Genomic DNA, 18596 nt, shown 5'->3' with positions numbered 1-18596 from the left:
TTACCGGTCAATCGGGCAAGCGCGAACACCCCCACGATCACAGCCACCAACGGCAACGCGCTGGAGAGGATTCGCTTTCTCAGGTAGACCAGCATGGTTTCGTTCCTCGTTTCCCTGCTGTCGTTTTCAGCTCGCCGGTGTCATCTCGGTCAGGCGCAACTCGTCGCCCGAGGATGAGTTCGGCGTGTAGTTGATGGCTACGGACTTGCCCAGGATGCCTGTCTGATGTGCGATGGTCGCGAACTGCACCACGTTCTCATTCTGGTAAGTGAAGATATCTTCGTAGGCCTGCTGCCGGTCAGCGCCGGAAGTCTTACCTGCTTCAAGCAGCCGCTGGTCGAACTCATCCGTTCCGAACGAGCTTTGGGCGCCGTCGCTAAGCATGTACTGCTCAACGGTGAAGGCGGCGTCACCGGCTTGGTTGCCGTGCTGGATCAGCAGCGCGATCGGACCCTGATCCTCAACGAATGGCCGGATCTGGTACTGCAGGTGCTGCGACGTTTCGGTCATCTTCAGCTCAACGTTCAGGCCTGCCTGGGCCAGCTGTTCCTGCAACACCTGCGACAGCTCGGTGACCTTGGGGAACTGCGCGTTGCGGGCTACCAAGGTGATCTTAGTATCGACCGGCACTCCGTCAGCCTTGGCTTCTGCGACAAGCGCCTTAGCCTTCTCAAGATCGAAAGGCCAGGCCTCCAACGATGCGTTATGTCCCACGACCCCTTCAGGGATAAGTTGCGCTGCAACCTTGTCCTTGTTCTGGTACAGGCTGGCGACGATGCCTTCCTTGTCGATGGCGTAGTTGATGGCCTGGCGGACACGGATATCATCGAGCGGTGCCGTATCGCCACTGAGCCGCAGACCGATCGTCTCGTTATTCGGGTAATTCACGCCGAGATCTCCGGCGCCGTCATCCGGTCCCAAGCCCATGGCAATGTCGGCTTCGCCGCTCGTTACCATGGCCGCGCGGACAGTGCCCTCGCCACGCCACTGGTACTCCGCCTTGGGGAAGGCGGGCGCCTCGCCCCAGTAACCGTCCCAGGCGCTCAGCGTGATCTTTTGGCCGGCATCCCACTGCTCGATCTTGTAGGGACCGGTGCCGACCGGTTCCCGGACTTTCTCAGTGTCGCTGGTGGAAGTCGGCACTACTTCGAGGAAGGACAACCGCAGCGGAAGAATGGGGTCCGGCTCCGGCGTCGTGACGGTCAGTGTTGTAGCGTCTACTGCCTCGACCTCGAGATCGGTGTCCCCGAAGACGTACCCTTCGACGTTGCAGCCGAGGTCGGAGTTAACAGCGCGGTCAATCGTGTACGCGGCCGCTTCCGCATTGAAGTCGGTCCCGTCCTGGAACTTCACATCATCGCGAAGCTTCAGGGTCCATTCGGTGTCCGAAGTCGCTTCCCACTCGGTTGCCAGCAGCGGCTCGAGTTCGCCGGTAGTCGGATTGCGCTCGATAAGGGGCTGGGTGACGTTGGACCGTACAACTACGCCGGTCGAGGTCAGGTTTGCTTCGCAAGCCTCCAAAGTGGGCGGCTCCTGCTGCAGGACCACGCGGAGGGTGTCCGACGCGGCGCCGGCGGTAGCACCGGCGGCGTCCTCTGAGTTGGCTACGGAGCAGCCGCTCAGAAGCAAAGCGGACCCGGCAACGACGACGGGTATCTGCAGCCTGAGCTGCCGTTTGGCGGATGGTGAAGAAGACATCATTGGATTCCTTCGGGTCTAAGCACTGCACTCGGTTCGTTGTCTACGTATGAAGCTCACGTCTGTGCTGGTGATCATCAGCTTGTGGCTCCAAGCGCCACCCGTCAAGAAGCAATTTTTCTGTGAACGGTCGTCAAAACGGCACCCAGCCTTGACACTGCCTGTGATCCAGCCCACTGTCCCGCACGATTCCGGGGATTTTTGCGTCAGTGCCCCCATCAATGCGCCCAGCGTATTGATCCATGCAATTTCCGAGTTGGACGCGCATCGATCCGCATCGTTACTGTCCAACTCATGACGACAACCAAAGCAGTGCTGCAGGTAGGTCCCTTGATGCCCGCCGTTCAGGATTCGATCACCACCGAGTACGGGGCCGTACGCCTGCCGGACAACGCAGATGAACGTGCAACGTTCCTTGCAGCAAGAGGCGCTGAATTCGGCGTCGCCGTGACATCGGGACGATTCGGTGTAGGCACTGAACTCATGCAACAACTGCCGAACCTGCGCGCCGTGGTGAACTTCGGCGTCGGCTATGACACCACCGATGTGGCCCAGGCCGCCGAGCGCGGGATCGCCGTCAGCAACACCCCGGACGTTCTCAATGACTGCGTCGCCGATACCGCCCTCGCACTTTATCTGGATGTCCTCCGCAGGATCAGCACCGCGGACCGCTATGTCCGGCGAGGCGATTGGCTAAGCAAGGGCAACTTCCCACTGGCAACCAAAGCCAGCGGGAAGCGCGTCGGCATTGTCGGCCTCGGCCGCATCGGCAAAGTCATCGCGCGCCGGCTGGAAGGCTTCGATTGCCTCGTCTCGTACCACAACCGCCGTCCCGTCGACGGCGTCCCGTACGAATACCGGGACTCGCTCATTGATCTCGCCCGGAACTCCGATGTCCTCATCGTGGCGGCCGCGGGCGGGCCCGACTCCGCCGGACTGATCAACGCAGACGTTATCGAAGCCCTGGGCCGCGATGGATACCTGATCAACATCGCCCGCGGTAGCGTGGTCGACGAGACCGCCCTCGTCGCCGCATTGGTCAAGGGAAAACTGGCCGGCGCCGGACTCGATGTCTTCGCCGAAGAGCCCAAGGTCCCCGTGGAGCTACTGGGGCTGGACAACGTTGTCGTCCTCCCGCATTTGGGCAGCGGCACCCATGAAACCCGCGCCGACATGGCACAACTGACGCTGGCTAACCTCAAGCGCTTCCTGGACGACGGCACCTTGGAAACTCCCGTCCAATAACCTCCCGCATCCACCAGCAAACAGGAGTAGACATGAGTGTTGCCGTTGGCTTCGTTCCCACCGACGAAGGACGCATTGCCCTGCAGAGTGCAATTGATGAGGCTGCCCTCCGCGGCACCAATCTGAGGATCCTCGGCCCCGCTCAAGCCGAGAATACGCCGGCCGCCCAGGCAGAACTGGCGGTAGCCCTGAAGCGAGCCGCGGACCTTGGCGTACAGGCAGCGGTCCGGGACATGGAGGGCGACGACGATCCGGGCGACCTCATCGTTGACGTCTCCTTTGAAGACGACGTCGATCTGGTCGTTATCGGTGTCCGCCGCCGTTCCCGGGTGGGCAAGCTGATCCTTGGCAGCACAGCCCAGCGAGTCATTCTCGAAGCCGGGTGCCCCGTCCACGCGGTCAAACCTCCAGTCGGCCCGCGCGGCTGACGAAGGCTCTTCCGGACCCGCCCGACAGCTTCCGTCCCTCCTGGTCCGTCCGCATATGAAGACGGATGCGCCAGACCAACCCTTTCCGCTAAAGTGTCGTCAACGGTTCATCTTCACGGGAAGGAGCCCGCATGAGCGCACCTTCGGCAGCACCAGTCCAGGCGGGCACGGCGCCCCTCAGCGGCATTCGTGAAGTGAAGTCTGCGGCACGAACCGTGGAAGTTCTTGAGTTCCTCGCTGCACGGCGCAACCAGCCAGTGACCATCCGGGAACTGTGCGAGCAGCTGTCCGCCCCGCGCAGCAGCATCTACGCGCTCCTGCGCACTCTCACTGACCTGGGTTGGGTCCGTACGGATCCGACCCGATCGATGTACAGCATCGGTATTAGGGCGCTCCTCGCCGGCACCACCTATCTGGATACGGATCCGCTGTTGCGAATCGTGCAGCCGCACCTCGAAGAGCTCGGCAAACGCCTCGGCGAGACCGTGCACTACGGCAGGCTGGACAGCTCCGACATGGTCTATCTCGCCACTCAGGAATCCCCCGCTTACGAACGGAAATCCAACCGCGTCGGCCGTCGGCTTCCCGCCTATGCGACATCGCTCGGCAAAGCCGTGCTGGCAAACATCGGCCCCGAGCTGGAAGCACACTTGCCGGAGAAGTTGCTGCCCTTGACCCCGCACACCATCACGTCGCGTCGAAGGCTCAAGGCAGATCTGGAGGCCAGCAGGAAGCGGGGCTACGCCGTCGACAACGAAGAGAACACCCTGGGCCTGCGGTGCTTCGGGGTAGCCCTCAACCTGGATGACGGTGGCGGTGACGCTTTGAGCTGTTCCGTACCGCTGGAGCGCCTGAGCCCTCGCCGGGAGCAGGAACTCGTGAATGAGCTCATTGCGACTGCGACAATCATGCGAAAAATCGTCCGCAGTCTAGACGGCCTGCTCGGCTAACTCGTCAGCTTGCCCGGCCCGACAGGACGCAGCACCGTGACCGGTTTCACAAAACCGGCCTTTCGCGACATGATTACAGCATGGCCGGAAATAATGTGGTTTCCGGCGTGCCGTTGATCAGATAGGAGCCCTGGCCGTGACAGCTACGACCAACACCGCCTCATCCACGAAGACCGCTTACCGGGTGCTGAATCCGGCCACCGGTGAGGTGGTTGAAGAATTCCCCACTGCCACCGACGCGGATATCCAGGACGCACTCGCGGCAGCCCAGGAAGCCTTCCAGTCCTGGAAGGACGTGCCGATCACCGAGCGTGCCAAGGTGGTATCCCGCATCGCGGAGCTGTTCACTGAACGCGCCGACGAGCTGGCCGCCATCATTACCGAAGAAATGGGCAAGCCCATCGGCGAGTCCAAGGACGAGGCCGAGTTCTGTACGGACATCTTCAGCTACTTCGCCACCGAGGGCCCGAGCCTCGCGGCGGACCAGGAGATCAAGGCCATCGGCGGTGGCCGCGCCATGATCCAGAAGCTCCCGGTCGGGCCGCTGCTGGGCATCATGCCGTGGAACTACCCGTACTACCAGGTGGCCCGCTTTGCCGCGCCGAACCTGATGCTCGGCAACACCATCGTCCTCAAGCACGCGGAGAACTGCCCGAAGTCCGCACTGGCCATCCAGAAGATCATGGACGACGCCGGTCTGCCCAAGGGCGCCTACGTCAACGTCTTCGCCACGCATGACCAGGTTGCGGAAATCATTGCCGACCCGCGCATCCAGGGCGTCTCCCTGACCGGTTCAGAGCGAGCGGGTTCGGCCATCGGCGAGATCGCCGGCCGCAACCTCAAGAAAGCCGTCCTCGAACTCGGCGGCTCGGACCCGTACGTGGTCCTGGACTCGGCCGACATCAAGGCGGCCGCGGCTCAGGCGTGGGATACCCGGATGGAAAACACCGGCCAGGCCTGCAACTCGAACAAGCGCATGATTGTCATGGAGGACATCTATGACGACTTCGTCGCCGAACTGACCGAGCGCGCCAAGAACATGAAGCCCGGCAACCCGGCCGAGGGCGCCGAGAACACCTTCGGCCCGCTTTCGTCCCGCGCCGCAGCGGAAGGCCTCGCTGAGCAGTTGAAGGATGCGGTGAACAAGGGCGCTACGGTCCACGCCGGCGGCAAGCTGGTGGACGGCCCGGGGTCCTACCTTGCTCCCACGGTGCTGACCGGTGTGACCAAGGAAATGCGCGCCTACAAGGAAGAGCTCTTCGGCCCGGTCGCCGTGGTCTACAAGGTCTCCAGCGACGAGGAGGCCATCGCCCTGGCCAACGACACCGACTACGGCCTCGGCGGTGCGGTCTTCTCCACCGATGAGGAACGCGCCCGCAGGATAGCCCAGCGCCTGGAGGTCGGCATGGCCAACGTCAACGGCGTCGGCGAGGGTGCGGACATTCCGTTCGGCGGCGTCAAGCGCTCCGGCTTCGGCCGCGAACTCGGCCCGCTCGGCATGGATGAATTCGTCAACAAGCGGCTCTTCTACATCGCCGACTGACACCGTCAACAGGCAAATAGTGTACGACGCCGGCACAAGGGTGGGCCGAAAAACTCACCCAAGTGCCGGCGTCGTACGTTGCTGCTTCCGGCGTTTTCTGCGTCCGATAAACTGAGTGATCATCATGAGCATCCCGACAAGCAGTCCGAAGTCAGTACGCATCGACGCCTGGCTGTGGGCCATCCGCGCCTACAAAACCCGCTCCGCCGCCACGGCTGCTTGCCGGGCCGGGCATGTGCGGCTGAACGGGAATCCGGCCAAGGCCTCGCAGGCAGTGGTGCCCGGCGATACCCTCCGCGTGCGCCAGCCGGGCTACGAGCGCATTCTCGAAGTCCGGCAGCTGATCGCCAAGCGTGTCGGGGCCGAAGCCGCTTCGCACTGCTATACCGACCACACGCCGGAGCGGCCGCCCACGCCGTCGCTCGGCATCCCGCAGCGCGACCGCGGCACCGGCCGGCCGACTAAGAAGGATCGCCGCGAGCTGGAGCGGCTCCGCGGCCCCCGCGGCTGAGCGCCGCGACACACGATCCACCTCAGAGCGTCTTGCGCCGCAGGAAATCCACACTCCGGGACAGGACGAGCTGTGCGGCCCTGCTGTCCAGCTTGAACTGGTATTCGTGGCCGAGTGCCGGCTCGTACCCGGCGGGGAAAAACAACGTCTCGATGTCGGCTCCTTGGTCGCTGAGCGCTTCGGCAAGAGCGAGGGAATGCGGCAGCAGTGGGTCCGCGTTGCCGGCGGTTACAAACGCGGGCGGGAAGTCCGCTCCCACCCGTCCGGTGATGGACGCGAGGTCCACCTGCGGCATGGCCAGGTAGTTCCTGGAACCGGTGTAGGCCCACATCACCGTCCGCAGGAAGCCGTTGCCCATGCCGCCCTTGGCGCTCTTGATGGACAGATCGAACCCGCCGCAATGCAGCAGCACCGCACGAAGTTCCGCCAGCCGGATGGGGGCGGGGATGCCCAGTTTCGCCGCGTAGTCGGCATCGGTAATCAGCAGCGCTAGCTGCGCGGCAATCTGGGCTCCGGCGGAGTCGCCGGCGAGCACCAGCCGTTCCGCGTCCACCCGCAGCCGTTCTGCATGTTGCTGCAGATAGGTCAGGGCGGCAGCTGCTTGGCGGACGGGTTCGGGGTATTTCTGCGCCTGCGCCAGAGAATAGCCGACACCCACGGTGGTGAAACCGTAGGAAGCGAGAATCCGCAGGTAGTTGGCCACGTCCTCTTTGCTCCCGGAAACCCATGCCCCGCCGTGAAGCCAGACAATGGTCGGCAGGCCCCGGGCTGTGTCGGCACGATCCGGATAGTAAACGTCCAGGTAGGCGCTGTCGCTACTGTCCAGGTACTGCTCGTGAAGGACTTCCGAAATGCTCTCCGGCACGTGCTTGGCCATCTCGCGCGAGACCCGGTGCCAGTTCCGGTCGAACATGGCCCGGATCAGCAGCACCGCGGGTTTGGGACTGACCAGGCTCCAGGAAAACAGCGATACCACCAGTGCGCCCAGGACACCGGCCACGACGGCGAGAACCCGTAAACCTGGCGGTATCCGCTGGGCTACGGCCGCCTCGAGGGAGAGTTCGTCGGCGCTCATGCTTCATTATGAACGAGGCCCGGCCCGCCGGATAGCTCTTGTAACGGGCGGATAATGCCCCGGCTACTCCAGCACAAAAAGATGCAGGCGGACGGCTTCCGGATGCCGCTCCCCCGTGCCGACGATGATCTTCGACCCAAGCCACGCCCAGCGTTCCCCGGCCGAGCTCAGCCGCGGGCTGCAGCGGAAATAGATCCGCTCCGGCGGCACCGAATCGCCCCTAACCAGAGCGGCAATGTCTTCCGCCGAGCCCGAGCGCAAGCCGAAGTTCGAGACGTAGATGCGGTCGCCGTCGTTAGTCTCGATGGCGTATTGCGCCTGCAGTTCGGTGACCGTCTCGGACTTCAGGATCTGGAAGTCGGCGCCGGCCGGAAGCACCTTGCCGTTCAGCGCCGGGCCCTGGACCGTGCCGCCGATGATGGGGATGATCCGCCGGTGCCCCTCGGCAGTTTCGCCGACTTCGATCGGATGGCCGACGGCGACGTCGATAGTGGCAAGGAAGGTCAGGCCGGGTTTCTGGGGAGTGGTCATGGAAAGAGACGATACCAAGGCCGCAAAGGGATACTCAGGCAATACACAGGTTGCTCCCGGTCAATGAACAACTTCGAGCTTTAGTGTGAAAACACCTCATAAAGGTGCGAGTGATGCGGCGTCGGCCGGTCGGAGTTTTCCCCCAACCTCCAGACCGGCCGGCGCCTTTCTCTTTAATCGCGTGCAGTGGCGGCGCCGAAGTAATGTCTGTTTGCACGTGGCCGGCACGACGTGTGCGAACTCGTAGCAGAGGACATTGTTTTGGCGGAGGGGGCTGCAGCTGCTTCTTAGCCCGGCCTGCTTAGCGAGTCGGAAGTCATTGCTTTCAGTTGCCGCGGTTGAGGGACCCTAGTTCGTCAAGCGCGTAGCCTCCCGGATACATGCGGCTACCTGCTTTGCCGGGGTTGAACCGGGACCGGGTCCGCGGCCGACGCCGACGAAGCTGAGCGGCTCGAAGCCGCAAGCCAAGGTGCACGCCTGCCCTGATCACTTGGTTCGGGATTGGAAGCCCGAGTGACTGGCTCAGGTGACGGTCATTGAACAACACCGACAAAACGGGTGCTGCCAGGGGTGCCGCTGGGCGTGGAAGGCGCTCCCGAAACAGACTCATCGTCGAGGCCATCAAATCCTTACCCGCTGACGTCGGGGCAGAAAATCGCCTTTCATAATCATCCAGAAAATCGGCAGCAGCGTCATAGGAAGTGAAAGCATGGCTGATGCGCATTCTTTCGGCCAGCTCCGTATAGAACACCGTTGCCGCTTCACGCTCGTCAGAGGTGGTACTTCGTCGGCCATACACATCGCAGTAACGCGCAAACATCGCAGAGAACTTGGGCGCCTCCTCGCTCATGACCGGAAACCTCCAGATTGTATTGAAATCTGCCAGGCCGCGGTGCTTGGCCCACCGCTTCAGCAGCCGTATGGCAATGACGACGGTGGCGGCTTGTCATACGCATGATGCTTCCCCAAGCAGGAAGATTCTTCGCGTGCTTTCTACCCGCGGTGTGTGCACGGTCACAAACTGTCATAGGCGGTTCGTAGGGTGGGTGTATGGAAGATTTCCAGTTTGATTTCATACCGGCGCCGGCGCCGGACCGGGACCGTGGCCTGCGGGCGCTCGGTTTGGCGGGGAGTTCGCTGCTGGAAATCATGCTGCATAAGGTCCTGCTGGATGCCTGGGCCGAGGAGAATCTTGCCTTCGGCGGCCGCCTCTCCGAGCCGTTCGACGAAGCGGCCGAGGAAGCAGCAGAGGAGGCCGGCCAGGTGCTGGCGAGGGCCGCGGTGCTGCCGGAGGTACCGGGCCTGCCGGAAGGCTGGGAGGACCTCGCGCCGGCGGCGCTGGCCGGGGTACTGGAACGGATTGATCCGGACGGCCTCGATGATGCCGGGACCATTGACTACCTGCAGGCGTCCGCGAAAACCACCGCGTGGCTGCAGTCCGGCCGGGTGGAAGGCGTTGAACCGGTTCACCGAACTGCGCCCGGCCGAAGGCGCCGAGACCGGCAACGCGCACGGGTTCTCCTCCTGCGCCGCGACGGAGATCGCCGCGGCCCTGGCCCAGCCCCGCGGCAGCGCGGTGAAGGACCTCACCGAGGCCGCGCAACTGTGCCAGCACTTGCCGGCCACGGTGGAGGCGATGACCGCCGGGAACCTGGACCTGCCGCGGGCCACCGCCATCGCCCGCGGCTCTGCCGACCTGCCCGAGAACCTGCTGCCCGCCTTCGAGGCCGAGATCCTGCCCAAAGCCGGCAAGATCACGGTGGAGAGTGTGCAGGCCCGTGCGCGTAAGGCCCGTGAACGGCTGCACCCGGAAACCCTCACCGTCCGCCACGAACGCGCGAACCAGACCCGCAACGTGGGCCTGGTGCCGCAGGATGACGGGATGGCCGAAGTCTGGTTCCGCTGCAGCGCGGACAAAGCGGTCATGGTGTTCAACCTGGTCCAGGCCCTCGCCAAAAAGCTGCAAGGCCCCGACGAGGCCCGGACCCTGCCCCAGCTGCGCGCCGATGTCATCACAGACCTGCTCGTCAACAACTCAGGCGTGTGTAACGGCACCGGCAACACCACCGGCACCTGCAACGGCAGTTGCAAGGGCACGGGGACGGGCACCGGTGCCGGTGCCGGCGTGACGGCCAGCGTCGCGGTCACGTTGTCGCTGGAGACCGCGGCAAGGTTGAGCGAGGAGCCCGGCGAACTCGCCGGCTACGGGCCGATCCCGCCGGAAATGGCCCGCGACCTCGCCGGACTCACGGAATCGTGGCTGCCGGTCCTCACCGATGAATACCGCAACGCGATCGCCGCCGCGAAAGACCTGCGGCACCCGCCCGAATGGCTGAAACGTCTCGTCCGGTTACGGGACGGGCACTGCAGCGGCCCCGGCTGCCGCGTGGAAGCCCGATTCTGTGAGGTGGATCATACGATCGCTTGGGAAGACGGCGGTAAAACCGTACTCGAAAATCTCAAGGCCCTCTGTAAACCCGAGCACAGTGCGAAGCACGCCGGCGGTTGGAAGGTCACCCAGTATGCCGACGGCAGCACCATTTGGAAATCGCGTACCGGCCACGAATGGACCAGCACACCCGAAAACAGCTGGTCCATCCGCCCACCAACCGAACCACCACCGCCAGATCTCTACACCCCACCGCCATTCTGACGCCCTACGTCCAACGGTGCCACGCATTAAGGCCCGGAATCTCAATGTAGCGGCGGCGCCTCAACGCGAAGGTCAGACGCCGCCGTCGTTGTTGTCAGCTGGGAGCTCAGGCCTCCTTCGCGTACTCGGCCGCGCTCAGGAATTCGTAGCCGATAAACGGCTCATTGCCCTCAACCCAGGCGTCATGGCCCGGAGGTATGGCATAGGAGTCACCGGCCTTCACTGTGGCACGCGTTCCATCGGTCAGCTCAACGGTTAGGGACCCGCCGGTACACAAGCCAACGTGGCTGATCTGGCAGGAATCGGTTTTCACCACGGGTTTGATGCACTCGGACCAGCGCCACCCTGATTCGAACCGGAACCGTGCCATGGTGTAGTCGCTGACCGTGACCACGTCTACCTGCGTCTTATCGGGACGGCGTTTCTCATCCGGATCATCAAAGGACCGTGAGGCAAGCTGGGATACAACATTTGCAGCCATTTTCTGCTCCTGCGGAATATACGAGCCGTACGACGTTCCCTCCGGGCAACCCGGCTCAAGCCACTCCGGAAGCGGTCTGCCCTAACGCCTTTGATGGATGTCTCGGCGGAAGGGGATCTTGGCACAAATTCGCACCTCCCACCTTCCTCCGATCGGCTCAGCTTGTCGAGAGTCCCGGGCGCGCCCCGGGCTAGGGAAGCGCGCGTCCCCGGGCAGCCACCCACAACGAATACCACTCATCCCGCGTCATGGATGCGGCTATCCGTTCGGCTTCCGCGCAAGCCTGAATCCGCTTCGGGTTGCTGGTACCAACCACCGGACGGATGCGGGCCGGATGCCGCATCAGCCAGCCCAGCACCACAGCCTCCGGTGAACACTCCTTTTCCTCCGCGATTTCGGTGACCAAGGCTGCGGTTGCCGCGTCCGGGCCGGTTTCCGCCGTCCCCGCCGCCCCGCTGTAGCGCCCTTGGGCCAGCGCGCCCCAGGCTTGCAGTTCGACGTCGTTCGCTTGGCAGTACTCAAGGGTGCCGTGCGGAAATCCGATCTCGGCGGCCTCGGTGTGGTTGACCAGCACGCCGGATTCGAGCCACCCGCTGCGGTGCAGGCTCATCTCCAGCTGGTTCGCCGCAAGCGGGTCCGGCAGGGCCGATTGGAGCCAGCGCATCTGGTCCGCGGACATATTGGAAACGCCCAGCCGCAGCACCTTGCCGTCGTCCTTGAGCTGCTGGAAGGCGGAGGCGATTTCCTCGGGGTGTGCGAGCGGGTCCGGACGGTGGATCAGTAGCACCTCGATCCGGTCCGTACCCAGCCGCTTCAGGCTCTCCTCAACCCGGACGATGATCGTTTCAGGGGAGGAGTCGTACTGCCCGATGCGGCCGGCGGCCGGGAGCCGGATACCGCATTTGGTCTGCAGCTGGATCCTGTCGCGCAGCTCCGGTCTGGCAGTGAGGACGCGGCCGAACACTTCCTCAGCCTTGCCATGAGCGTAAATGTCGGCATGGTCAAAAACAGTGATGCCTGCTTCCAACGCCGCATCAACGGCCGTGTTGGCGGCCGCTACATCGCCGGCTTCAAGCGGTCCGGAACCCCAGCCGCCACCCAAACCCATGCAGCCGAAAATCAGGCGGGAACCGGCGTCGTTCATTGGAAATCCTTCCCTCGTGGAGGCGATTCAGCGTACAAAGGCATGGCGCCCCGGTCCTCATGGCATCCAGTAAGGCCCGCGAACCGGCACCACCCCTAGCGGGGTGCGCGGTAAACCGGCAATAGTAGAAGCGGGACCGCTGCTGCGCAGTCTTCCACCAACAGAGGAGCGAACAATGGAAATTGCCAAAGACGACGCCGGCGATATGGTTATCGGCGACGTGAGCAGACTAGGCGGCCGGGCGCTTACCGTGGGGATCACGGGCATCTCCGGCGACGAAGTGCTCAGCATCGGCTGGGTAGAGTCCGGTGACAGTCTCAAGCTCAATCTGGAAGATGCTGTCACCCTGCGCGATGAGATCGACCGGATCATCAAGGACCGGCACACCGGCGAAGACATCTAGCCCTGGACTGCGGGCGGCGCCACGATCACCCGGTGCTGCCCCTCACACAAGTAGACGGCCAGAGTCCCGTCGGGGACCGGCCCCTCAGCCGGCCACTGGCTCTCGTCGAGCCCGCGCAGTCCCGCGCCGCAGAAGGGACAGCTCTGCCGCCCGTTGCCCGGAACACTTTCCCGCTGTTCGTCTGCCACAGTTACGTCCCTCCGAGTGCCGCCGAACCGTTTCTTCAACCTACGTCGATTTCCCTCCCAGCGGAACCTCTGCCCCGATCCTGAGCTCAGACCTGGGTTTCGGGAAGGCGGACGGTGATGTCCTCCGAAACCTGCAGCTGGCAGGAAAGCCGGCTGTTGGCGCAGCGCTCGGAGGCGGTGCAGTCCAGCATCTCGTCTTCCACGTCGCTGACGGCAGGCAGTCCTTCCGTATCCTCGGTTTCGACGTACACATGGCAGGTGGCGCACATGGCACTGCCGCCGCATTCGGCGACGATGCCCGGCACCCCGTTGGAAACCGCGGTGCGCATCACGCTGGTGCCCGGTTCGGCATCCAGCACTGTTTCCAGTCCGTCGGGCAGGATGTAGGTAATCTTCGGCATGGCGTTCCTCCTCGTTCTAGTTTTTCAGGCCGCCGTCAGGCGCAGCGGCAGACTGTCCAGCCCGCGCAGGGTGTTGTTCAGCTGCTGGACGGGTTCGCCGGCGGGCTCGAGCTTTTCAACGTGGCGTGCGAGGGCCGTCAGGAAGCACTCGCCTTCCAAACGGGCCAGCATCTGGCCAAGACAGGCGTGGACGCCGAATCCGAAGCCCACGTGCCCGGCTGCCTTGCGCCGGATGTCGAAGCGTGCAGGATTCTCCCACTGGCGCGGATCACGGTTTGCCGCGGCGAGGAACATCAGGACCTTGGATCCCTCCGGAATCCTCATGCCGGAGAGCTCGGCATCCTTGTTGGTGGTGCGGAAGAAGGTCTGGACCGGCGACGAGTAGCGCACCGTTTCCTCAAAGGCCGCACGGGCGAGGGACGGGTCCTCGCGCAGGTAGCCGAACTGCTCCGGGTTTTCGGCCAGGCACTGCAGGGCGTTGCCGATCCCGTGCACCGTGGTGTCAACGCCGGCGGAGAGGAAGGAGCGCAGCAACTTGGCTTGGTCCACTTCGTCGTAGCCCGCTTCGGCAGCCGCCGCATGGATTTTCGCTCCGAGCCCGTCCGGCGCGGGGGCACCCGGCTGGCACTGTTCCATAATCCAAGCCTGGGCCGTGGCGCCGCGTTCCATGGCTCGCTCGAAGTGGCTGTTCCGGGGACCGAACGTATTGAAGACCATCGAGCCGTAGGGCAGCAGGTTCTCGCGGCCGTCCTTCGGCAACCCGATGAAGTCCGGAAAAATCTCAAGCGGGTAGGCCTCGGCAAGGTCAGCGACGCCATCAACAGTGCCTTTGCCCGCGGCCACTCGCGCCACCAGTTCGTCGGCGCGCTCCTGGAACCCCTCCTTGAGCCCCCGCAGCACCTTCGGTGTCATGATGTGGGAGACCACATGTCGGGCCTTGGTGTGGTGGGGCGGATCGGCCTCGAGCAGCAGGCTCGGCGGACGCCACGGCTTCTCCTTGGCGAAGTCCGAGATGCCTACGCCCCGGGACGACACGTACGTTTCATGGTCGGCCAGGACCTGGGAGACTTCCGCGTGCCGCGCGACGCCATACAGCTGATAGCGCTCCAGCCAGAACACCGGTCCGGCCTCGCGCATCTGCTCGTGGGCCTCGTATGGATCGTTCAGGAACTCATCGCTAAATGGGTCCAGCTCCAGGACCGGTACTTCCTGCGCTGTGGATTGGATAGTCAAGGTTCTCCCCTACTCCGCGACGAGGGACGCGATGTCCAGTTCGCTGTCGATGATCTTGTACTCAAACATCAGGTCTGCCGTTTTCTGCAGTTGCTGGGTATCCAATTCGCCCTGGAACCGGGGCATCTCGATGGCTTCGACGACGTCGGCCGTTACCTTGGTGAATGTCGGCACCAGCTCGACCAGCCGCTCGCGGTTGCCCTGCAGCTCCTCGGCAGAGGCGGAAATGGACTCCTGGAATGCAGCGATTGCTTCGGGATTCTCCTGCGCAAACTTTTCGGTGGTGATCCAGCCGCCCACCGGCATGTCCGCCACGGGACCGGTGAACAGATCGCCGATCTTCACCAAGCCTGCTGCCGTAGCGCTGGCCTGGAACGGTTCCACCTGCCAGATGGCGTCCACGGCGCCACGCTCGAGGGCCGCCTGCATGTCCGGATAGGGCATCTCCACGAGCTTCACATCGGAGATCTGCATACCGGCATCCTCGAGCAGCGAGTTGATGGCGACGGTGCCGATGTTCTGCAGGTTATTAACCGCGAAGGTCTTCCCCTTCAGATCCGCCACCGTTTCAATACCTGAATCCTTCGCGACGAAGATGCCGTGGTCGGCTTTGCCCACGTCGTTACCGGCGACAAGCCGGATAGGCAGGCCCTGTTCGACCGCCAGCAGCGCCGAGGTGTAATTCGTATACATCAGATCCACGCTGCCGGAGACGAGTGCCGGAATGGCAGCCGCCCCACCCTGCGTGGGAACGAGTTCCACATCGAGGCCGTTGTCGGCGAAGATTCCGGATTCATCCGCGTTGACGGCAGTGGACGTATGCACAAGCGGGAAATAACCCAGCTGAAGTTCCTCCGCGGCCTCATCCCCCGAGCCGGCGGAAGCACCGCCGCCGCACGCACTCAAGGCGAGCGCCGCCGTCGTCAGTACGGCGCCTACCGTTGCCATTTTGATGCTTCTCCGTTGAACCATGGCACTCCCTCTCGTCACTGGGCAATGTCAGCCCGCGTTCCCCAAACCCGGTTCGCTACGTTGCGACCGGCAGTACTGGAACTATGACCCGTGACACAATTGCCCGAACAGTCCAGTTTCATTTGAAAGGAAAAAACTTGTGGCCAAATCATCCGGCGGCCGCTCGGCGTTGAGCCGCATAATGCAGGTCTTTACAGCGTTCGACGTCGATGCGGTCTTCCTGAACATCTCGCAGCTGTCGGTGCGCAGCGGCTTGCCGCTGGCCACAACACACCGGATCGTGGCCGAGATGGAGGACTTCGGCCTGCTGGAGCGGCAGCCCGACAGGACATACCGGCTGGGGGTGCGGCTCTGGGAAATCGCTTGCCGGACCCCGGGCGCGCTCGGCCTGCGCGAAATTGCGATGCCGCACCTTCAGTCGGTCCAAGCCAGGGTTCGGCAGCACACCCAGCTGGGCATATTGGAGGGTCAGGAGGTGCTGTTCCTCGAGCGCCTCTCCGCGCGAGATGCGGTAGTCAACGTGACGCTGGTGGGCGGGCGGCTCCCGCTTCACGCCTCCAGCAGCGGCCTCGTCCTGCTGGCGCATGCCGATGGCGAGTTCCAACATGAGGTGTTCTCCGGCGAGCTATTCCGCTACACCGAGCAGACAGTTCAGTCGCCGGACGCCCTGCGCCGGCTCCTGCAGAAAATCCGCCACGACGGCTTTGCCATTGGCAATGGCTTCATCCATCCGGATGCCCGTGGCATTGCGGTACCGGTGCGCGGAGTTAACGACACAATTGTGGCAGGCCTCAGCGTGGTTGTTCCTAACGACGACGCGCCGACGGTACCCCTGGTGCGTCTGCTCCAGGGGGCTTCAGCCGCCATCACCCAAGATCTGCTGGCCGCCTACACTCCCCCGAATGATCCGCAGTCAGCGCCGGGAGGGCGCTTCCGCCAACTTGTGAGTTCTTCGGCAGATTCCATGGAGTACCTGCCGACGGCGCCGCGACCAACGCGCGCGGGCAGGTAAATCCGTTCGGATCAGCCCGGTCTCCGACGGCAGGCCAGATGCCTGGCTCATTTCACAGTACGACGTCGGCGCTTTCGTAAGTGCCGACATCGTCCTCTATTTGTTGGTTGGCTATCCGTGATTTCGTTCAGGCAAGAACTGCCACTTTCGATTCCTTCCGGCCGAAGATGTAGCGGTCAACGGAGTACGGGCCGGGGCCGATCAGCGCAATGGCGAGGGCCGCGGTTCCCAGAATCAGTACCTGTGAATAGCCTCCCTGCTCCACGTAGAAACCTGAGGGCAGGTGGGCGAAAATGAGCGCTCCGGCCATGTCGGCCACGAACAAGAGGGCGATCGGCCGTGTCAAAACGCCCAGGATCAGGGCCATGCCGCCGAGGAGTTCCAGATAGGAGATAAACGGACCGAACAGTTCGGGCAGCGGCACGCCCAACTGGGTGAAGTAGCCCGTGACGCCGGCTACGGTATTCTGGCTGACTTTCTGCCACCCGTAGGCGACAAATATCAGCCCGGCGATGACGCGTAAGGCAGTAATTCCAATATGCTGCAGCTGTATGCGGGTGGAATCGGACATCGGGTTCTCCTTCGGACGGGACGGTCCTTGGACTGCGATTAGTTGACATGTCCAGCATCTATCCGTGCTCTTGAAAAATCCTTGGGTCCCGCAAAACAGGCTTGCGGCGGCTACATGGTCAGCCGAGAAGCCAACCGGCCCGCTAGGCTGGAAAGTGTCCCGAAACCCTGTCCTCATCCACCGGATCGCCCGCGTCATCACCGAGATTTTCGCGCCCGCCGTCCTGGTGACACTGGTGCTGGTGACCTCCCCGTTCACCCTGCCGGAGGTGACCGCAGCGCAGGCTGCCGTGGCCGCGTTCTTTGTCACGCTCTTGCCCTTCAGTGTTGTGGTCCTGATGGCCCGGCGGGGCAAGCTCAGCGACATCCACATCGGGACGCGGACGCAACGCGCGCCCATCCTGGCGGGCACCGCCGTCTCGATCGGAGTTGGCCTCTGGCTGCTCACGCTGATGCAGGCACCGCGGGCGCTGCACTCGCTGGTCTACGCAGTGCTGCTGGGTTTGGTGGCTTCCCTGCTCATAAATCTGGTCTGGAAAGTGTCCGTACATGCCGCGGTGGCCGGGATCCTCGGAGCGATGCTGGCCTCGGCTACCCTGCCGCTGGGACTCCTTTGGGCAGCCATTCCCCTGGCGGTCGGGTGGTCCCGGGTCCAGTTGCTGGCCCACACCTGGCCGCAGGTGGTTGTGGGCTGGCTGCTTGGTCTGGCCATCTTCGCCGTGTACATCGTTTTCCTGCGGTGACGGTGACGGTACCGTACGGTGGAACGGTGATTCACGATGAGTTTCCGGCCGGGAGCAGGGCAGCCTGATGGTGAGGCCAACGGACAATGGCAGCACCGGTGAACAGGCACAGTTCCGCTCCGGCGTTGCTTCGATAGCGCTGGGACTTTTTGTCAGCCAGGGTTATGAGGCAACCAGCGTCGATGAGATTGCGCAGGCTGCGGGTATCTCGCGGAGCAAGTTCTTCCGGCAATTCCGTTCAAAGGAAGATGTCATCTTCGCCGACCACGAGACCTTGCTGGAGCAGGCGGAGGTGCTGCTGGCACGGAAACATGACGACCCCTGGGAAGCGGTCTGCCGGGCCGCCGCGATGGTTTTCGAGCATTTCGCGAAACAGGTCGAAACGTCCCGGCAGCGCTATCAGGTGGTCAACGCCGTCCCAGCGCTGCGGGACCGCGAGCTCGTCACGGTCTTCCGCTATGAACGCCTGTTCGGCCAATACCTTCGCGACGCCGTCCCGGGACTTCCCCCACTGGATGCCGTGCGGTTTGCCGCAACAGTGATCAGCACGCACAACTTCCTGCTCCGTGAACTGATGCGCAATGAACGGGAACTCAACGTCGGGGAACTGCAGTCAGCGCTCGATGATGTACGGCGCCTTCACGGCGTGCTCGCACCCACAGACGCAGGCCCGCCGGCCGAAGAGGAAATGGTCGTGGCCGTGTTCCCCAAGTCCCTCCCGCCAGCTGAACTCGCGCGCCGGCTCCAGCAGAAACTGCAGCGGAACCAGTTCTGAAACTCAGTTTCCCTTGACCTGATACTGAGTTTCACTGCAT

General features: G+C 63.4%; 22 protein-coding genes. 10 read left to right on the top strand and 12 right to left on the bottom strand.

The window, feature by feature from the left end; genetic code table 11:
- Window positions 1–126: 126 nt before the first annotated feature.
- Entirely contained in the window at window positions 127–1698 is a 1572-nt protein-coding gene (locus B0G38_RS17470; RefSeq protein WP_264670591.1) for an ABC transporter substrate-binding protein, read from the bottom strand.
- A gap of 294 nt (window positions 1699–1992) precedes the next feature.
- Between B0G38_RS17470 and B0G38_RS17465 the strand changes: the two genes are divergently transcribed.
- From B0G38_RS17465 to B0G38_RS17445, 5 genes are all read left to right on the top strand, one after another.
- Entirely contained in the window at window positions 1993–2943 is a 951-nt protein-coding gene (locus tag B0G38_RS17465; protein WP_264670590.1) for a 2-hydroxyacid dehydrogenase, read from the top strand.
- 32 nt (window positions 2944–2975) lie between these two features.
- On the top strand, window positions 2976–3371 hold the full coding sequence (locus B0G38_RS17460) for a universal stress protein (RefSeq protein WP_264670589.1): 396 nt from the start codon (window positions 2976–2978) through the stop codon (window positions 3369–3371).
- Between the two features lie 131 nt (window positions 3372–3502).
- Entirely contained in the window at window positions 3503–4321 is an 819-nt protein-coding gene (locus B0G38_RS17455; protein ID WP_264670588.1) for an IclR family transcriptional regulator, read from the top strand.
- Between the two features lie 136 nt (window positions 4322–4457).
- On the top strand, window positions 4458–5864 hold the full coding sequence (locus tag B0G38_RS17450) for an NAD-dependent succinate-semialdehyde dehydrogenase (protein ID WP_264670587.1): 1407 nt from the start codon (window positions 4458–4460) through the stop codon (window positions 5862–5864).
- Window positions 5865–5988: 124 nt separating this feature from the next.
- Window positions 5989–6375: an RNA-binding S4 domain-containing protein gene (locus B0G38_RS17445; protein WP_264670586.1), complete on the top strand. Its 387-nt coding sequence runs from the start codon at window positions 5989–5991 to the stop codon at window positions 6373–6375.
- A 22-nt stretch (window positions 6376–6397) separates the two neighbouring features.
- Here B0G38_RS17445 and B0G38_RS17440 read toward each other — a convergent pair whose 3' ends face one another.
- From B0G38_RS17440 to B0G38_RS17425, 4 genes are all read right to left on the bottom strand, one after another.
- Complete coding sequence (locus B0G38_RS17440) at window positions 6398–7450, bottom strand: alpha/beta hydrolase (RefSeq protein WP_264670585.1); 1053 nt, start codon at window positions 7448–7450, stop codon at window positions 6398–6400.
- A gap of 63 nt (window positions 7451–7513) precedes the next feature.
- On the bottom strand, window positions 7514–7981 hold the full coding sequence (locus tag B0G38_RS17435; RefSeq protein ID WP_264670584.1) for a DUF3237 domain-containing protein: 468 nt from the start codon (window positions 7979–7981) through the stop codon (window positions 7514–7516).
- Between the two features lie 325 nt (window positions 7982–8306).
- Window positions 8307–8831: an oxygenase MpaB family protein gene (locus B0G38_RS17430; protein WP_264670583.1), complete on the bottom strand. Its 525-nt coding sequence runs from the start codon at window positions 8829–8831 to the stop codon at window positions 8307–8309.
- A 164-nt stretch (window positions 8832–8995) separates the two neighbouring features.
- A complete protein-coding gene (locus B0G38_RS17425; protein ID WP_264670582.1) occupies window positions 8996–9451 on the bottom strand; it encodes a hypothetical protein in 456 nt (151 codons plus the stop codon).
- Between B0G38_RS17425 and B0G38_RS17420 the strand changes: the two genes are divergently transcribed.
- Complete coding sequence (locus tag B0G38_RS17420; protein ID WP_264670581.1) at window positions 9438–10634, top strand: HNH endonuclease signature motif containing protein; 1197 nt, start codon at window positions 9438–9440, stop codon at window positions 10632–10634. The two genes, B0G38_RS17425 and B0G38_RS17420, sit on opposite strands and share 14 nt — an antisense overlap.
- A 106-nt stretch (window positions 10635–10740) precedes the next feature.
- Here the strand turns inward: B0G38_RS17420 and B0G38_RS17415 are convergent, their stop codons facing one another.
- Together B0G38_RS17415 and B0G38_RS17410 are read right to left on the bottom strand one after the other, a co-directional pair.
- Entirely contained in the window at window positions 10741–11115 is a 375-nt protein-coding gene (locus B0G38_RS17415; RefSeq protein ID WP_264670580.1) for a cupin domain-containing protein, read from the bottom strand.
- Between the two features lie 190 nt (window positions 11116–11305).
- Entirely contained in the window at window positions 11306–12259 is a 954-nt protein-coding gene (locus B0G38_RS17410; RefSeq protein WP_264670579.1) for an aldo/keto reductase, read from the bottom strand.
- 175 nt (window positions 12260–12434) lie between these two features.
- On the opposite strand from B0G38_RS17410, the gene B0G38_RS17405 reads away from it, so the two are divergent.
- Window positions 12435–12662, top strand: a complete 228-nt coding sequence (locus B0G38_RS17405; protein ID WP_264670578.1) for a hypothetical protein — start codon at window positions 12435–12437, stop codon at window positions 12660–12662.
- On the opposite strand, the gene B0G38_RS17400 is transcribed toward B0G38_RS17405, so the two are convergent.
- The 4 genes from B0G38_RS17400 to B0G38_RS17385 all read right to left on the bottom strand — a co-directional run bounded on the left by B0G38_RS17400 (window position 12659) and on the right by B0G38_RS17385 (window position 15432).
- Window positions 12659–12850: a hypothetical protein gene (locus B0G38_RS17400; protein ID WP_264670577.1), complete on the bottom strand. Its 192-nt coding sequence runs from the start codon at window positions 12848–12850 to the stop codon at window positions 12659–12661. The two genes, B0G38_RS17405 and B0G38_RS17400, sit on opposite strands and share 4 nt — an antisense overlap.
- An 86-nt stretch (window positions 12851–12936) precedes the next feature.
- Window positions 12937–13251 carry a 2Fe-2S iron-sulfur cluster-binding protein gene (locus B0G38_RS17395; protein ID WP_264670576.1) on the bottom strand — a complete coding sequence of 105 codons (315 nt, stop codon included), beginning with the start codon at window positions 13249–13251 and terminating at the stop codon, window positions 12937–12939.
- 24 nt (window positions 13252–13275) lie between these two features.
- Window positions 13276–14484, bottom strand: a complete 1209-nt coding sequence (locus B0G38_RS17390) for a cytochrome P450 (protein WP_264670575.1) — start codon at window positions 14482–14484, stop codon at window positions 13276–13278.
- A gap of 9 nt (window positions 14485–14493) precedes the next feature.
- A complete protein-coding gene (locus B0G38_RS17385) occupies window positions 14494–15432 on the bottom strand; it encodes an ABC transporter substrate-binding protein (RefSeq protein WP_264670574.1) in 939 nt (312 codons plus the stop codon).
- 163 nt (window positions 15433–15595) lie between these two features.
- Between B0G38_RS17385 and B0G38_RS17380 the strand changes: the two genes are divergently transcribed.
- Window positions 15596–16468 (top strand): IclR family transcriptional regulator, encoded by an 873-nt coding sequence (locus tag B0G38_RS17380; RefSeq protein WP_264670573.1) that lies wholly within the window; start codon window positions 15596–15598, stop codon window positions 16466–16468.
- Window positions 16469–16595: 127 nt separating this feature from the next.
- Here B0G38_RS17380 and B0G38_RS17375 read toward each other — a convergent pair whose 3' ends face one another.
- The gene (locus B0G38_RS17375; protein ID WP_264670572.1) at window positions 16596–17039 is read right to left on the bottom strand and encodes a DoxX family protein; all 444 of its coding nucleotides are present in this window, start codon (window positions 17037–17039) and stop codon (window positions 16596–16598) included.
- Window positions 17040–17193: 154 nt separating this feature from the next.
- Between B0G38_RS17375 and B0G38_RS17370 the strand changes: the two genes are divergently transcribed.
- Window positions 17194–17781 carry a phosphatase PAP2 family protein gene (locus B0G38_RS17370; RefSeq protein WP_264670571.1) on the top strand — a complete coding sequence of 196 codons (588 nt, stop codon included), beginning with the start codon at window positions 17194–17196 and terminating at the stop codon, window positions 17779–17781.
- A gap of 67 nt (window positions 17782–17848) precedes the next feature.
- Window positions 17849–18556, top strand: coding sequence for a TetR/AcrR family transcriptional regulator (locus B0G38_RS17365; RefSeq protein ID WP_264670570.1), 708 nt, complete (start codon window positions 17849–17851; stop codon window positions 18554–18556).
- Window positions 18557–18596 lie beyond the last annotated feature (40 nt).

The sequence above is a fragment of the Crystallibacter permensis genome, from assembly GCF_025960875.1.
Taxonomy (GTDB): domain Bacteria; phylum Actinomycetota; class Actinomycetes; order Actinomycetales; family Micrococcaceae; genus Crystallibacter; species Crystallibacter permensis.
This window is presented reverse-complemented; position numbering and strand designations above follow the sequence as displayed.

What these genes read in the sequence shown, in the direction of transcription:
- B0G38_RS17470 (WP_264670591.1), bottom strand. Translation starts at nt 1,698, where the DNA reads ATGTCTTCTTCACCATCCGCCAAACGGCAGCTCAGGCTGCAGATACCC.
- B0G38_RS17465 (WP_264670590.1), top strand. Translation starts at nt 1,993, where the DNA reads ATGACGACAACCAAAGCAGTGCTGCAGGTAGGTCCCTTGATGCCCGCC.
- B0G38_RS17460 (WP_264670589.1), top strand. Translation starts at nt 2,976, where the DNA reads ATGAGTGTTGCCGTTGGCTTCGTTCCCACCGACGAAGGACGCATTGCC.
- B0G38_RS17455 (WP_264670588.1), top strand. Translation starts at nt 3,503, where the DNA reads ATGAGCGCACCTTCGGCAGCACCAGTCCAGGCGGGCACGGCGCCCCTC.
- B0G38_RS17445 (WP_264670586.1), top strand. Translation starts at nt 5,989, where the DNA reads ATGAGCATCCCGACAAGCAGTCCGAAGTCAGTACGCATCGACGCCTGG.
- B0G38_RS17440 (WP_264670585.1), bottom strand. Translation starts at nt 7,450, where the DNA reads ATGAGCGCCGACGAACTCTCCCTCGAGGCGGCCGTAGCCCAGCGGATA.
- B0G38_RS17435 (WP_264670584.1), bottom strand. Translation starts at nt 7,981, where the DNA reads ATGACCACTCCCCAGAAACCCGGCCTGACCTTCCTTGCCACTATCGAC.
- B0G38_RS17430 (WP_264670583.1), bottom strand. Translation starts at nt 8,831, where the DNA reads ATGAGCGAGGAGGCGCCCAAGTTCTCTGCGATGTTTGCGCGTTACTGC.
- B0G38_RS17415 (WP_264670580.1), bottom strand. Translation starts at nt 11,115, where the DNA reads ATGGCTGCAAATGTTGTATCCCAGCTTGCCTCACGGTCCTTTGATGAT.
- B0G38_RS17410 (WP_264670579.1), bottom strand. Translation starts at nt 12,259, where the DNA reads ATGAACGACGCCGGTTCCCGCCTGATTTTCGGCTGCATGGGTTTGGGT.
- B0G38_RS17405 (WP_264670578.1), top strand. Translation starts at nt 12,435, where the DNA reads ATGGAAATTGCCAAAGACGACGCCGGCGATATGGTTATCGGCGACGTG.
- B0G38_RS17395 (WP_264670576.1), bottom strand. Translation starts at nt 13,251, where the DNA reads ATGCCGAAGATTACCTACATCCTGCCCGACGGACTGGAAACAGTGCTG.
- B0G38_RS17385 (WP_264670574.1), bottom strand. Translation starts at nt 15,432, where the DNA reads ATGGCAACGGTAGGCGCCGTACTGACGACGGCGGCGCTCGCCTTGAGT.
- B0G38_RS17375 (WP_264670572.1), bottom strand. Translation starts at nt 17,039, where the DNA reads ATGTCCGATTCCACCCGCATACAGCTGCAGCATATTGGAATTACTGCC.
- B0G38_RS17365 (WP_264670570.1), top strand. Translation starts at nt 17,849, where the DNA reads ATGGTGAGGCCAACGGACAATGGCAGCACCGGTGAACAGGCACAGTTC.